The following is a 14,532-nucleotide window of genomic DNA, read 5'->3' on the forward strand; positions in this document are numbered from 1 at the left end:
GAAATTAGCGCTGTGGAACCACCCGATCCCATCCCGAACTCGGAAGTGAAACGCAGCTGCGCCGATGGTAGTGTGGCTCAAGCCATGCGAGAGTAGGTCATCGCCAGGGTTTATACCCAAAACCCCGCTGCTCACGCAGCGGGGTTTTTTCTTTGTGCGTCTTCCCGGCGTCGATCGTGCTCCTGTCTCGGCACAGTCCCGGCGTCGCTTCAGCGTGTCCCTGCCCCGGTGTCGGTTCCGCGTGTCCCTGCCTCGGTAGAGCCGAGCCATGCTCGGCTGCTTTCCCGACACCTCTGCATGAGCGCCACCGCTACGGTGCCGAGCATGGCTCGGCACTACTGGGCTGCGAGGAATGCGTTCACCTGAGGTGCGACGCATGGCGCGCTCCGCTCCCGGYGTCGGTTCCGCGTRTYCCCGCCTCGGTAGAGCCGAGCCATGCTCGGCTGCTGTCCCGACACCTCTGCATGATCCCCACCGCTGCGGTGCCGAGCATGGCTCGGCACTACCCGATCGCGCGAAATGAACTCACCTGGGCTGCCGAGCATGGCTCGGCACTACCCGATCGCGGGAAATGAACTCACCTGGGCTGCCGAGCATGGCTCGGGACTACCCGATCGCGAGGAATGAACCCACCTGAGCTACCGAGCATGGCTCGGCCCTACCCGGCACGGTCGTTTCACACTCCGCCCCCGATCTTGCCTGCGACCGCGTCGACGCATGGGCCTCTCCGGCGATCGATCAGGATGCGACGCTGCCAAGGCATGCAGTTCGGCCCGGACCCGCATCCTCATCCCGAGAAGGCCTTTGCTGCACGCACGCAGAAAAACGGCGCCCCTGCGGGCGCCGTTCGTCTGTCAGCCCTGCAGCAATGACCTGCCGCACTTCCGATGCCGCGGTGTCAGGCCGGCACGGCCTGGGCCTGGCGCAGCAGCGCGCTCGGTGGCGCCTGCTGCGCGTGCCGGAACACGGCCACCGCCTCGGTCAGTTCGGCGGCCTGTTCCTCCAGCAGGCGCGCGGCCGCGCTGGCTTCCTCCACCAGTGCCGCATTCTGCTGGGTAGCGTCATCCATCTGTGCCACCGTCTGGTTGACCTGGTCGATGCCGCTGGCCTGCTCCTGCGAGGCCGAGGAGATCTCGGCCATGATCCCGCTGACCGCGGACACGCTGCCGACGATCTCGGTCATGGTGCTGCCCGCATCGTGCGCCAGGCGCGCCCCATCGGCGACCTGCAGCACCGAGGCGTCGATCAAGGCCTTGATCTCCTTGGCGGCGTCGGCCGAGCGTTGCGCCAGGGTACGTACCTCGCTGGCCACCACCGCAAAGCCCCGGCCCTGCTCGCCGGCACGCGCGGCTTCGACGGCGGCATTGAGGGCGAGAATATTCGTCTGGAAGGCGATGCCGTCGATCACGCCGGTGATGTCGCCGATCCGCCGCGACGCGGCCTGGATGGCCTCCATGGTGGTGACCACGCGCCCGACCACGTCGCTGCCGCGGCTGGCCACGTCCTGCGCGCCCTGCGCCAGCGCAGTGGCCTGGCGTGCGTGCTCGGCATTCTGGCGCACGGTGGAGGTGAGTTCCTCCATCGAGGCGGCGGTTTCCTCCAGGTGCGCGGCCTGGCGTTCGGTGCGCTCGGAGAGGTCACTGTTGCCGGTGGCGATCTCGCCAGCCGCCAGTGAGATGGCACCGGTGCACTGCTTGATGCGCTCGACCATGGCGGTGAGCTGCGCCGCGGTCGCATTGGCGTCGCGCTGCATGGCGGCGAACGCGCCGTCGAACTGGCCCTGCATGCGCTGGTCCAGGTCGCCCTGGGCCAGGGCGGACAGGACGCGACGGATCTCGCCGACGGTGCCGCCGACGCTCTCCAGCAAGTGGTTGATCCCGCCGGTCAGGCCGTCGAGGAAGCTGGTGCCCGCGTTGGCGGTCGGCAGGCGCTGGTCCAGGTCGCCCCGGGTGGCAGCGGCCACGATGTCGGCCACCGCCGTCTCCAGCTGCAGTTCCTGGGTACGGTCATGCCATTCCACCGCGAAGCCCAGGCGCGCGCCGGCCGCGTCGAACACCGGCGTCACCACCTGGGCGAAATGCACCGGCCCGATCCGCACGCGACCGTGATGCACCTGCTGCAGCGTGTTGAGGATGGCGCGGATGCGGTCGGGGTCCACGTGGAAGCGATGGATGCTGCTGCCGACCAGGCGTTCGGCGTCGAAGTCCGGGAAGGCCTCGCGCAGGCTGACCTGCTGGTTGCGCAGCAAGGTCACCACGGACTGGTTGACGTAGCGGATGACGTGGTCGTTGTCGGCGATCATCATCGCGGTGCGCGACACATCCAGCGCCTGGCGGATCTGCGCGTTCTCGGCGTGCCCCGCGGCGGCCCCTGCGTGCACGTCGGCGCGGGCACGCGCGTCGCTTTCGGCGCGGCGCAGCTCGCGCTGCAGCTCCTGGGCGTCCCGGCGCAGGCGCGCGCCCAGGATGCTCAGCACCACCGTGGCCAGTGCCAGCGGCAGCAACAACCACGGCTGTGACTGCCAGATGGCGGCACCGCCGGTGATGGCCAGCAGCAGCGCGGCGGCGATGCAGAGCAGGGCATGCGCCGTGTGGCGGACGACCGGCGGCTGCATGGCGCGGACGGGGTCGGGCGGGCGTGACGGGGCGAGCGGATGGGCAGACATGACGACTCCGGGGTCAGAAACAGGCGGAAAAGCCCATCGCGCAGCGATGCGGACAGGCCGGGGGAGCGCCGGTCACCGATACGGTGGGCGCTGCGAGGATGCGGAAGATGGGGGGGCGGCGCGCGGCGCACGTGGCCGCGGCGACGGTACGGAGCACCGCCGGCATGGCCCGGTCCTTTGGGCGGTGGCACGGCCAACACGGCATTGCGACGACGTTCCCTGAAGCCTTGGGGTGGTGCGCGGCTTCGCGGCGGCGGAGCATGCGACGGCACAGGACGAAGACATCGTCCTGCCTTATCGGTATCGGTCCAATCGCGTGGAAATTGAGTGCGTCAGGTTGTCGCAGTACCTCGCGACCGATGGGCTCAGTCGGCGAGGAACGCGTTGATCACGTCGCCGACGCGCTGCGGATGTTCCATGTGCAGGTGATGCGTGCCGGGAAACACCGCCAGCCGGCCATCGCGCAGCAGGCCGATGCGCTGGCTGCGCAGCGGCTCGGGATAGTAGGACTGCGCTGGCGTGGCATAGATCACCTGGGTGGGGCACTCGATGGCGGCGAGCAGATCGTCGATCTGCGCTTCGCTCAGGCGCATCGCCGTGGGCAGCATCAGGCGCGGGTCGCTGCACCAGCTGTACCCGCCTTCCACCGGCTTGACCCCACGCTCGACCAGCAGGCGCGCGCACGCCTCGCTGAGCTGGTTGGTCATCATGCGGGCGCGGATCGGCGCGGCCAGGTCGGTAAACACGCGCAGGTTCTTTCCCGGCAACGCGCGGGCGGCACGTACGTGCTCGCGCAGGCGCGTGGCGGTTTCATCCTCCGGGCCGCGCAGGCCCCCCAGCGCTTCGATGGCCACCAGCCGCTCCACCCGCTCCGGCGCGGCAGCGGCGGTGAGGCTGGCGATGCCGGCCCCCATCGAGTGGCCGAGCAGGGTGAAGCGATCCCAGCCCAGCGCATCGGCCACGTCGAGTACGTGGCAGATTGCACCGGGGGTGTTGTATTGGGTGCCGGCGGGCAGGTGCGCGCTGTGGCCATGGCCAGGCAGGTCGAGCGCGACCAGGTCCAGGCCCGGCAACTGCGCGGCCAGCGGCACGAAGCTGGCCGCGTTGTCGAGCCAGCCGTGCAGGGCCAGGACGCGCCGCCCGTCCGGGTTGGCGGCGCGCAGCCCGGCGGCAACGAAGCCGCCCACCGTCATGGAGAACGGCTGCAGGGTCATGCCAACGCCGCGATGCTCAGCCGCGACAAGGCCAGCGCGTGTCCGGGGGCATCGTTGAGGCAGGGGATGTAGCGCATCTGCGCGCCACGTTCGGCCACGGTCTCGGTGAACCCCAGCGCGACTTCCTCCAGGGTTTCCAGGCAGTCGGTGGCAAACCCGGGGCACACCACGTCGATCCGGCGCACGCCGCTTTCGGCCATCGCCCAGAGGGTGGGCTCGGCATAGGGCTGCAGCCACTTTTCGCGGCCGAAGCGCGACTGGTAGGTAAGGCGCCAGGCGTCGTCGGGCAGCCCGAGCGCCTGCGCGATCGCCTGCGCACTGGCCTGGCAACGCTGCGGATAGGGATCGCCGGCGTCAGCCAGCCGCTGCGGGATGCCATGGAAGGAGAACACCAACTGCTCGCCGCGACCGTGTTCGGCCCACCACTGGCGGATGCTCTCGGCCACCGCCTCCACCCAGTCCGGATCGACCGCGTAATCGCGCACCAGGGTGACCGTGACGCCCGGATGGCGCGGCTGCCAATCGCGGACCTGGTCTTCGATCGAGGCGGTGGTGGTGGTGGAGTACTGCGGATACAGCGGCAGCACCACGATCCGGTGGATGCCCTCGGCCGCCAGCCGGTCCAGCTCGGCGGTCAGGGCGGGGGCGCCGTAGCGCATCGCATGGCGCACCCGCAGGTTGGGCATCAGGCCCTGCATGGCCTCGGCCAGCCGACGCGTGTACACCATCAGCGGCGACCCGTCGGGCAGCCAGACCTGGGCGTACTTGGCCGCCGAGCGGCCGCTGCGCAGCGGCAGGATCAGCCCGTACAGCAGGGGTTTCCACAGGATCGGCGGGATCGCGACCACGCGGCGATCGCTGAGGAATTCAGCAAGGTAGCGACGCACCGCCGGGGCGGTTGGCGTCTCGGGCGTGCCTAGATTGACCGCCAGCACGGCGGTGTCGGGTGCGTCGAGCATGGGGCCATTCTCGCAGGTCTGCGCGATTGACGGGATGGAATCAACCAATGGATGTCATGTGTTTCGCATATCCATAGGCGGTATCACTCATTGCCGATTCATCGGCGTGCTTCTAACGTCGGGAAAGCATATTGATCGCCCTTGCGCGACGTTGCCCGCGCCGACTTGCTTTATCTTTGTCTGAATCGACTTCTGGAGCCCACCATGCGCCGCCTTAGCCTTGCACTGTTGATCTCCGCCAGCCTGATGCTGTCCTCCCAGGCGATGGCCGGGCCGCAGGAAGACCAGCGCGCCCGCAACGCGGTGCGGGTGCTCAATGAAATCCAGGAGATCCCTGAGCAGGGCATTCCGGACAAGTTGCTGGATGAAGGCCGCGCGATCGTGGTCATTCCCGACACGATCAAGGCAGGCCTGGTGATTGGCGGGCGCCGTGGCCATGGCCTGATGTCGGTCAAGAACCCCGACGGGAGCTGGTCCAACCCGGTTTTCGTGAAGCTCACCGGGGGCAGCATCGGCTTCCAGGCCGGGGTGCAGTCCTCGGACGTGGTGCTGGTGTTCCGCAATGACCGCAGCCTGGACAATCTGGTCAACGGCAAGTTCACCCTCGGCGCCGATGCCGGCGTGGCCGCTGGCCCGGTCGGCCGCAATGCTGCGGCCGCCACCGATGGCCAGCTGAAGGCCGAGATCTGGTCGTGGTCGCGGGCGCGCGGCCTGTTTGCCGGCGTGGCGCTGGATGGCGCGGTGCTGCAGATCGATGATGCGGCCAACCTGGATGCCTACGGCACCAACACCACCCCCCGCATGGTGTTCGAAGGTCGCATGGGCGAACCGCCGTCGATCGACGTGGTGGCCTTCCGTGATCGCCTGGAAGAAGCCACCTATACGGCTCGCGAGAAGCGCGGTACCGCCGGCACGGCGCCGGCCCCGGCGGCACGCCAGGCCGCCCCGGTTGCCGCGCCCGTGACTGAACAGGCCCCGGTGGGTGGGGCGACCACCGCACCGCTGCAGCCGACCCCGGCCCAGCCGGCGCCGCAGCAGGGTTTCCAGTCGGTGGGTGAGGGCGAGGTCCGCACTGAATCGCTGGACGGCAACTGACTTTCGTCACGCGCGCCGGCCCATGGCCGGTGCGCTATGCTCAACCGTCTGATCACTACGTAACGCGAGCCGCTCATGGGCAGTTTCAGCATCTGGCATTGGTTGGTCGTGCTGGTCATCGTTCTGCTGGTGTTCGGCACCAAGAAACTGACCAGCGGCGCCAAGGACCTTGGCAGCGCCGTCAAGGAATTCAAGAAGGGCATGCGCGACGAGGACAAGCCGAACGCGCAGCTCGGCGACAGCTCGCGTCCGCAGGACTCGACGACGACGTCGCAGACCGAGCACGACCGCGACCCGCGTTGATCGGGACGGATCGGCGTGTTCGATATCGGCTTCAGTGAACTGCTGGTCATCGCGGTGGTGGCCCTGGTCGTGCTTGGCCCCGAGCGCCTGCCCAAGGCGGCGCGCTTTGCCGGGTTGTGGGTGCGCCGTGCGCGCAACCAGTGGGATTCGGTGAAGCAGGAGCTGGAGCGCGAACTGCACGCCGATGAGATCAAGCGACAGTTCCGCGACGTGCAGTCGTCCGTGCGGGACACCGAGGCGCAGCTGCGCGCCAGTGGCGAAGCGGTGCGCCGCGAGGCCGAGATGATGCGTCAGGACGTGGCACGCCACGGCGATGCGGTGGCCGCTGCGGCCAGCGACGAACCGGTGATGACCGGCCCGGCGCCGGGTTCGCCGGCCAGTGTTGCCCAGCACGTGGTGGCGCCGGATGCGGCCGACGCCCAGACGCCGCCGCGTGACGCGATGGCGCCGCCGGGTATCGATGGCACCTCGCCGCGCGCGACCCCGGCACCGGTCGCGCCGGACCCCGCGCGACGGCCGCACACCGACGACGCAGCGGCCGAACCGCCGTCGCCGGGCAACGAGGCGCCGCGATGAGCGACCACGAGTATCCGGAAAGCTCGCTGGTGGAGCATCTGATCGAGCTGCGTGCGCGCCTGGTGCGCGCGATCATCGGCCTGCTGGTGGTGCTGCTGCTGTTGCTGCCGTTTTCGCGCACGATCTATACGTGGCTGGCCGAACCGCTGATTTCGCAGCTGCCCAACGGGCAGACGATGATTGCGACCAATCCGGCCGGTGCCTTCTTCGCACCGCTCAAGCTGACCTTCTTCGTGGCCGTGTTCGTGGCGGTGCCGTGGCTGCTGTACCAGCTGTGGTCGTTCGTGGCGCCGGGGCTGTACGCGCGTGAAAAACGCCTGGCGGTGCCGCTGCTGGTGTCGTCGGTGCTGCTGTTCTACCTGGGCTGCGCGTTCGCCTACTTCCTGGTGTTGCCGGCGGTGTTCCACTTCCTGACCACCTTCCGCCCGGAGGTGATCGCGATCACCCCCGATGCCAACGCCTACCTGGACTTCGTGCTGGCGATCTTCTTCGCGTTCGGCAGCAGCTTCGAGCTGCCGGTGGCGATGGTGATCCTGGTGCTGCTGGGCTGGGTGACGCCGCAGCAGTTCAAGGACAGCCGCGGCTACGCGGTGGTGGGTATCTTCATCGTGGCGGCGGTGCTGACGCCGCCGGATGTGGTGTCGCAGCTGTTGCTGGCAATCCCGATGTGCGTGCTTTACGAGCTGGGGATCCACGCGGCCAGGTGGCTGGTGCCCTCCTCGGTGGTGAAGCCGGCCGGGTGACGGGCCGCGTCAACAACAAAAAACCCCGGCCTTGGCCGGGGTTTTTTGTTGGCGCATCAGGCCGCGAACACGTTGCCTGGGCCACCCGGTGCCGGGGGCGGCGTGGTGCGGCCGCGGTGCGCGAACATCTGCTTCCAGGCAGCGTACACGGCGCCGACATACAGCGGCATGATCACCGTGGCCACCGCCAGTTGCATCACGAACGTCGCCGCACCCATGCCGCCGACCAGCAGCGCCACCTGCATCAGCACGAACACCAGGAAGTAGATGCACAGCGTGGCGATCAGGCCGAGCACCATGAACACCGCCATCGCGCCGAAGTTTTCCAGGCAGCCCTGCAGGCTCATGCGCAGCGCATGCATGCCGCTCTGGCGGTCGAACACGACCAGCGCCGGCTGGGTGAACATGGCCATGCTCAGCGCCACGAACGCGGCGAACGCGATCACCATCCACAGCAGGATGCGCTTGACCGGCACATCGGCCATCACGGCCATGATCTGATCGTTGCTGGGCTGGGCCGTGGATTGCTGCAGTTCCTGCAGCTTCTGCAGCATCTCGCTGGAGGCGGCCAGGCCTTGGGTACCGACAAGGGCCAACAGCAGGGTGCCCAGCGCGATCACCGCGATCAGCTGGATGGCCAGCGGCACCAGCAGGTGGGTGACGCGGCGATCGCGGATCGGCTGCAGCAGGTGGTTGGGCACGGCGCGGTTGCCACGGTCGATTTCGCCCACCGCCCACAACATGCCGCCGAACACCAGCGGCCCGACCGCGAGCGACAGCAGCTGCACCAGCACGCCGAGCCAGCCGGGCAGCATCTGCGCCAGCACCAGGATCAGCGAGCTGACCAGCATGCCGATCACGCCAAGCACCGCCAACTGCATGGGGGCTCGGCCATACACGGAAAACGCGTCCAGCAGCCATTGGGCGCCCGCAGAGGCGGGCAGCTTGCGAATCTCGCTCATACCATTCCGGAACAGGGGAAGGGGCCTGTTGGCCCCGAATCCTTTGGATTATCCCTGTTTTCCGTGCGCGGCACCTGAAGGCCGGGTGGGTTGGCCGGGACACGCCATCGGCACACCCGGCGCGCGGCTCAGGCGTTGCGCGCCTGGCGCACGAAACGGCGCAGCAACTGCCGCGCCAACGGCGCGGCGCTGACCCCGCGGGCGACGCTGCGCGCGCAGCCGCCGTGGCTGCGGATGCACTCGGCGCGGGCGCGTACATAGCCGCGCATGTGGTGGGTGGCGAACTCCGGATGGAACTGCACGCCCCAGGCCTGGCGGCCGAAGCGGAAGGCATGGCAGTTGTCCTGGGCCGAGCGCGCCAGGATCGCCGCCCCGTCCGGTGCACGCAGCACCGTCTGCAGGTGGGTGGCGTGGGCCGGGAAGCGCTCGGGCAGGCCGGCGAACAGCGGGTCGCTGCTGGCCGAGGGGTCCAGGGCCAGCTCGATGGTGCCGGACTCGCGGCCGGCCGGGTTGTAGGCCACCTCGCCGCCGAGGGCATGCGCCAGCAGCTGGTGGCCGTAGCAGATGCCGAACACCGGGCGCTCGTCGTGGACGGCGCTGCGCAGCCACTGAGCGCTGCGTTCGCTCCACTCGGCCCGGTCGGTGACGTAGGCCGCCGAGCCGGTGACGATCACGCCGGCGAAGTGGCGGTGGTCGGGCAGGGCACCGCCATGTTCGACGTCCACCACCACCGTTTCGTCCGCGTCCAGCCCGGCGGCCACGCGGATCCAATGCGGGAACCGCCCGTAGCGGCGCAGCGAGGCGACGGGTTGGCCGGTTTCAAGAATCAGGAACGGGGCGGAATTCATCCGGGGGCGGCAGCACTGACAGGACTTCCTCGATTGTAGTCAGCCCTGCGGCCACCTTTTCAAGTCCCGCGCGGCGCAGGGTTCGCACCCCTTCAGCACGCGCAGCCCGGTTGAATGCGGCCAGATCCATGTCCGCGCGGATCAGGCTGCGCAGGCGCGAGCCCAATGGCAGCAACTCATACAGCCCGACCCGACCCAGGTAACCGGTGCGTCGGCAGTCGATGCAGCCGGCCGGTGCATATGGCGTGGGTGCCTGAGGTAATGCTTCTTCGGCATCAGAAAGTACCGCCCATTGGGCGGCGCTGAGCGGGCGCGGCACCTTGCAGTGGGGGCACAGGGTGCGCACCAGGCGCTGGGCCAGGACGCCGTTGAGGGTGGAGGCCAGCAGGTAGTGGGGCACGCCCAGGTCGAGCAGGCGGGTGATCGCCGAGGGGGCGTCGTTGGTGTGCAGGGTGGACAGCACCAGGTGGCCGGTGAGCGAGGCCTGCACCGCCATCTGCGCGGTTTCGAGGTCGCGGATTTCGCCGATCATGATGATGTCCGGGTCCTGCCGCAGCAGGGTGCGCACGCCGCTGGCGAAGTCCAGGTCGATGTTGGTCTGCACCTGCATCTGGTTGAATTCCGGGGCGATCATCTCGATCGGGTCTTCCACCGTGCAGACGTTGACGTCCGGGGTGGCCAGGCGCTTGAGCGTGGAATACAGGGTGGTGGTCTTGCCCGAGCCGGTCGGGCCGGTGACCAGCACGATGCCGTGCGGGCGCTCGACCAGGGCGGTCCAGCCGGCCGCTTCCTGCGGGCTGAAGCCGAGCTGGTCGATGCTCTTGAACGCCGCATCCGGGTCGAAGATGCGCATCACGCACTTCTCGCCGAACGCGGTGGGCATGGTGGACAGGCGCATTTCCACTTCGCGGCCCCCCGGCGAGCGGGTCTTGATGCGGCCGTCCTGCGGGCGCCGCCGTTCGGCCAGGTCCATGCGCCCGAGCACCTTGATCCGGCTGACCACGGCGGTCATCACCGCCGGTGGTACCTCGAACACCTTGTGCAGCACCCCGTCGATGCGGAAGCGCATGCGGCCCATGTCGCGGCGCGGCTCCAGGTGGATGTCCGAGGCGCGCTGCTCGTAGGCGTACTGCAGCAGCCAGTCGACGATGTGCACGATGTGCTGGTCGTCGGCGTTGACGTCGCCGGCGCGGCCCAGTTCGACCAGCTGCTCGAAGCTGGGCAGGGTGCCGTTGGTTTCGCCGCGCACGTCGCCGCGGGCACCGCGCACCGAGCGGGTGACCCCGAAGAACTCCATGGTGTAGCGGTGCAGGTCGAGCGGGTTGACCATGGCCAGCTCGATCCGGCGCCGGGTCAGGTGCTGCAGGTCGCGCAGCCATTCCTGGGCGAGCGGTTCGCTGGTGGCCACCAGCAGGCGTTCGCCATCCACCGCCAGCGGCAGGAAGCGATGGCGGCGCGCGTAGGCATGGGAGACCAGCGCGGTGACCGAGGCGACGTCGACCCGGGTCGGGTCGATCCGCAGGTAGCGGCTGCCGGTACGTTCGGCCAGCCATTCGGTCAGCCGTTCCAGGCCCAGCTCGCCGCCGCCGCTGGCGGTCAGCTTGAGGTTGGCCAGCAGGACCAGCGGATGCACTTCGCTGGCGTTGCGCGCGCCCTGGGCGGAAAAACGGATCCGTTCCAGGTCGGCATCGGCGACCAGGCCGTCGGCGACCAGCGCGGTGGCGACCTGGTCGAAGCCGAGGCGGCCGGTCGGCAGTGGCACCGGGGCGGCCACCGCAGGGTCGGGGGCAGGGCCGGAAAGGTCCGGGGGGCGCTGGTCCATCCGCCAAAGTCCTCGTAGCGCGCCGGGCGCGCAGTAATGGGGTGGGGCCGTCCGGGAGGCGGCAACGCAGTCGCTGGCTATACTAGCGCACCCCTCCTGCAGGCAAGAATCCGCCGCATGTCCGTCACGAAGAGCGTTCCGATCACTTTCCAGGGCCTGATCCAGACCCTCAACCAGTATTGGGCGCAGCAGGGCTGCGTGCTGATCCAGCCGCTGGACCTGGAGGTCGGTGCGGGCACCTTCCACCCGGCCACGTTCCTGCGCTCGATCGGTCCGGAAAGCTGGAACGCGGCGTACGTGCAGCCCTCGCGTCGTCCCACCGACGGCCGCTACGGCGAAAACCCGAACCGCCTGCAGCGCTACTACCAGTACCAGGTGGCGATGAAGCCGAGCCCGGACAACATCCAGCAGCTGTACCTGGAGTCGCTCAAGGCGCTGGGCATCGACCCGCTGGTGCACGACCTGCGCTTCGTCGAGGACAACTGGGAATCGCCGACGCTGGGCGCCTGGGGCCTGGGCTGGGAAGTCTGGCTCAATGGCATGGAAGTCACCCAGTTCACCTACTTCCAGCAGGCCGGCGGCCTGGAGTGCAAGCCGGTGCTCGGCGAGATCACCTACGGCCTCGAGCGCCTGTGCATGTACCTGCAGAACTGCGACAACGTCTACGACCTGGTCTGGACCTACGGTCCGGATGGCACGCCGGTCACCTACGGTGATGTGTACCTGCAGAACGAGATCGAGCAGAGCACCTACAACTTCGAGTACGCCGACGTGGAGGAAATGTTCCACCGTTTCGATGCGTGCGAAAAGGAAGCACAGACGCTGGTCGACGTCGGCCTGCCGCTGCCGGCCTACGAGCAGGTGTGCAAGGCCAGCCATGCCTTCAACCTGCTGGACGCGCGCCGCGCGATCAGCGTGACCGAGCGCCAGCGCTACATCCTGCGCGTGCGCGCGCTGGCCCAGGCGGTGGCCAAGCTGTACGAGGCCAAGCGCCTCGAAGCCGTCGCCGCCAAGGAGGTGCAGGCATGAGCACGATGCTGCCGCTGCTGATCGAACTGGGCACCGAAGAATTGCCGGTGAAGGCGCTGCCGGGCCTGGCCCAGGCCTTGTTCGATGGCATCGTGGACGGCCTGACCAAGCGCGGCATCGCGGTCGAGATGGGTGATGCCAAGCCGCTGTCGACCCCGCGCCGCCTGGCCGTGCTGTTGCCTGGCGTGGCCGTCGAACAACCGGAACAGCACAGCGAAGTGCTGGGCCCGTACCTGAACATCGCGCTGGATGCCGAGGGTCAGCCGACCAAGGCGCTGCAGGGCTTCGCGGCCAAGGCCGGGATCGAGTGGACGGCGCTGGAGCGCACCTCCGATGCCAAGGGCGAGCGCTTCGTGCACCGCTCCACCACCCCGGGCGCGCGCACCGCGACGCTGCTGCCGGAGATCCTGCGCGAGGCGATCGCGGCGATGCCGATCCCCAAGCCGATGCGCTGGGGCAGCCATGCCTACGGCTTCGCCCGGCCGGTGCACTGGCTGGTGCTGCTGCACGGCAAGGACATCGTGGAAGCCGAGCTGCTGGGCCTGACGGCCGACCGCATGAGCCGGGGCCATCGCTTCATGCACGACAAGACCGTGTGGCTGTCCTCGCCGGAAGACTACGTGAGCTCGCTGCAGGCTGCCTTCGTGCTGGTCGATGCCGACGTGCGCCGCGCGCGCATCGTCGAGCAGGTCAATGCCGAAGCCGCCCGGGCCGGTGGCCAGGCGCGGATTACCGATGACAACCTGGAACAGGTGGTCAACCTGGTGGAATGGCCGGCGCCGGTGCTGTGCAGTTTCGAACGCGAGTTCCTGGCGGTGCCGCAGGAAGCGCTGATCGAGACGATGGAGATCAACCAGAAGTTCTTCCCGGTGCTGGATGCCGGCGGCAAGCTGACCGAGAAGTTCATCGGCATTGCCAACATCGAATCCAAGGACGTGGCCGAGGTGGCCAAGGGCTACGAGCGGGTGATCCGTCCGCGTTTCTCCGATGCCAAGTTCTTCTTCGACGAAGACCTCAAGCAGGGCCTGGACGCGATGGGCGACGGCCTGAAGACCGTCACCTACCAGGCCAAGCTCGGCAGCGTGGCCGACAAGGTGGCCCGCGTGGTGGCGCTGGCCGAGGCGATCGCGCCGCAGGTGGGCGCCGATCCGGTGCTGGCCAGGCGCGCCGCGGTGCTGGCCAAGAACGACCTGCAGTCGCGCATGGTCAACGAGTTCCCGGAGCTGCAGGGCATCGCCGGCCGCCACTACGCGCTGACCGGTGGTGAGTCGCCCGAGGTGGCGCTGGCCATCGACGAGGCCTACCAGCCGCGCTTCGGCGGCGACGACATCGCGCTGTCGGTGCTGGGCAAGGTGCTGGCCATCGCCGAGCGCCTGGACACGCTGGCCGGCGGCTTTGCCGCGGGCCTGAAGCCGACCGGCAACAAGGACCCGTTCGCGCTGCGCCGCAATGCGCTGGGCCTGGCGCGGACGATCATCGAGAGCGGGTTCGACCTGGACCTGCGCGCGCTGATCGGTACCGCCATCGCCGGGCTGCCGGCGGGCGTGCAGCCCAGTGCCGAGCGCAAGACCGAGGCGCTGCCGCAGGAGCTGTACGACTTCATCCTCGACCGCCTGCGCGGCTACTACGCCGACAAGGGCGTGCCGGCCACGCATTTCAACGCGGTGGCCGAACTGAAGCCGGCCTCGCTGTACGACGTCGACCGCCGCATCGATGCCATCGGCATCTTCGCGGCGTTGCCGGAGGCCGGGGCGCTGGCCGCCGCCAACAAGCGCATCCGCAACATCCTGCGCAAGGTCGAGGGCGACATCCCGGGCATGGTCGATCCGGCGCTGTTGGCCGAGCCGGCCGAGAGCGAACTGGCCGAAGCGGTGGAAGCGGCCATCGACGACAGCAACGCCAGCCTGCACCAGAAGGACTATGTGAGCGTGTTGAACCGGCTGGCGCGCCTGCGCCCGCAGGTGGATGCGTTCTTCGATGCGGTGATGGTCAACGCCGAGGATCCCGCGCTGCGCGGCAATCGCCTGGCCCTGCTCAAGCGCCTGGGCGACCGCCTGGGCAGCGTGGCGGCGATCGAGCATCTGTCCAGCTGAGGTGGCCGGGGCATCCATTGCCCCGTGGAACCTCCGAAGGCGCGAATGGCCAACGCCGTTCGCGCCTTCTGTTTTTCCGGCGTTCCCCCGCATCGTGGGGCCGCGTGGCGAGGGGCGGGCGAACCGTTGCGGACGGTTCTGTCCGACCACCTGCCGGCATCGATCAGGCAGTTAACGTCACACGCCGTCTTCTGGCCGATTTTAACGGGTCCTTCACTGCCGT

At 68.7% G+C, this 14,532-nt stretch carries 12 protein-coding genes and 1 rRNA gene; 7 read left to right on the forward strand and 6 right to left on the reverse strand.

The window, feature by feature from the left end:
* A 5S ribosomal RNA gene (gene rrf, locus AC1DGC_RS14345) occupies positions 1–109 on the forward strand; the annotation flags it as partial.
* A 789-nt stretch (positions 110–898) separates the two neighbouring features.
* On the opposite strand, the gene AC1DGC_RS14350 is transcribed toward rrf, so the two are convergent.
* The 3 genes from AC1DGC_RS14350 to hemH all read right to left on the reverse strand — a co-directional run bounded on the left by AC1DGC_RS14350 (position 899) and on the right by hemH (position 4,838).
* Positions 899–2,614 carry a methyl-accepting chemotaxis protein gene (locus AC1DGC_RS14350; RefSeq protein WP_478048310.1) on the reverse strand — a complete coding sequence of 572 codons (1,716 nt, stop codon included), beginning with the start codon at positions 2,612–2,614 and terminating at the stop codon, positions 899–901.
* 416 nt (positions 2,615–3,030) lie between these two features.
* On the reverse strand, positions 3,031–3,879 hold the full coding sequence (locus AC1DGC_RS14355; protein ID WP_449334738.1) for an alpha/beta fold hydrolase: 849 nt from the start codon (positions 3,877–3,879) through the stop codon (positions 3,031–3,033).
* A complete protein-coding gene (gene hemH / locus AC1DGC_RS14360; protein ID WP_394163044.1) occupies positions 3,876–4,838 on the reverse strand; it encodes a ferrochelatase in 963 nt (320 codons plus the stop codon). Before hemH ends, AC1DGC_RS14355 begins: the two co-directional genes overlap by 4 nt.
* Positions 4,839–5,042: 204 nt before the next feature.
* Here hemH and AC1DGC_RS14365 point away from each other — a divergent pair, with 204 nt between their 5' ends.
* The 4 genes from AC1DGC_RS14365 (at position 5,043) to tatC (ending at position 7,555) form a co-directional block, all read left to right on the forward strand.
* Positions 5,043–5,933 carry a lipid-binding SYLF domain-containing protein gene (locus tag AC1DGC_RS14365; protein ID WP_478048197.1) on the forward strand — a complete coding sequence of 297 codons (891 nt, stop codon included), beginning with the start codon at positions 5,043–5,045 and terminating at the stop codon, positions 5,931–5,933.
* A 75-nt stretch (positions 5,934–6,008) separates the two neighbouring features.
* Positions 6,009–6,236: a Sec-independent protein translocase subunit TatA gene (gene tatA, locus AC1DGC_RS14370; protein ID WP_259209323.1), complete on the forward strand. Its 228-nt coding sequence runs from the start codon at positions 6,009–6,011 to the stop codon at positions 6,234–6,236.
* Positions 6,237–6,251: 15 nt separating this feature from the next.
* Entirely contained in the window at positions 6,252–6,812 is a 561-nt protein-coding gene (tatB, locus tag AC1DGC_RS14375; RefSeq protein ID WP_478048198.1) for a Sec-independent protein translocase protein TatB, read from the forward strand.
* Positions 6,809–7,555 carry a twin-arginine translocase subunit TatC gene (tatC, locus tag AC1DGC_RS14380; protein ID WP_259209326.1) on the forward strand — a complete coding sequence of 249 codons (747 nt, stop codon included), beginning with the start codon at positions 6,809–6,811 and terminating at the stop codon, positions 7,553–7,555. The genes tatB and tatC overlap by 4 nt, the downstream gene beginning before the upstream one ends.
* 56 nt (positions 7,556–7,611) lie before the next feature.
* Here the strand turns inward: tatC and AC1DGC_RS14385 are convergent, their stop codons facing one another.
* From AC1DGC_RS14385 to AC1DGC_RS14395, 3 genes are all read right to left on the reverse strand, one after another.
* Positions 7,612–8,517, reverse strand: a complete 906-nt coding sequence (locus tag AC1DGC_RS14385) for a BPSS1780 family membrane protein (RefSeq protein ID WP_478048199.1) — start codon at positions 8,515–8,517, stop codon at positions 7,612–7,614.
* 128 nt (positions 8,518–8,645) lie between these two features.
* A complete protein-coding gene (locus AC1DGC_RS14390) occupies positions 8,646–9,365 on the reverse strand; it encodes a glutamine amidotransferase (protein ID WP_259209330.1) in 720 nt (239 codons plus the stop codon).
* Positions 9,337–11,187, reverse strand: coding sequence for a GspE/PulE family protein (locus AC1DGC_RS14395; protein ID WP_259209333.1), 1,851 nt, complete (start codon positions 11,185–11,187; stop codon positions 9,337–9,339). Before AC1DGC_RS14395 ends, AC1DGC_RS14390 begins: the two co-directional genes overlap by 29 nt.
* A 117-nt stretch (positions 11,188–11,304) precedes the next feature.
* Between AC1DGC_RS14395 and glyQ the strand changes: the two genes are divergently transcribed.
* Both glyQ and glyS read left to right on the forward strand, forming a co-directional pair.
* Positions 11,305–12,216 (forward strand): glycine--tRNA ligase subunit alpha, encoded by a 912-nt coding sequence (gene glyQ / locus AC1DGC_RS14400; protein ID WP_259209335.1) that lies wholly within the window; start codon positions 11,305–11,307, stop codon positions 12,214–12,216.
* Positions 12,213–14,309, forward strand: a complete 2,097-nt coding sequence (gene glyS, locus AC1DGC_RS14405; protein ID WP_478048200.1) for a glycine--tRNA ligase subunit beta — start codon at positions 12,213–12,215, stop codon at positions 14,307–14,309. The genes glyQ and glyS overlap by 4 nt, the downstream gene beginning before the upstream one ends.
* The last annotated feature ends 223 nt before the right edge of the window (positions 14,310–14,532 follow it).

The organism is Stenotrophomonas sp. 05N37, from assembly GCF_056397365.1.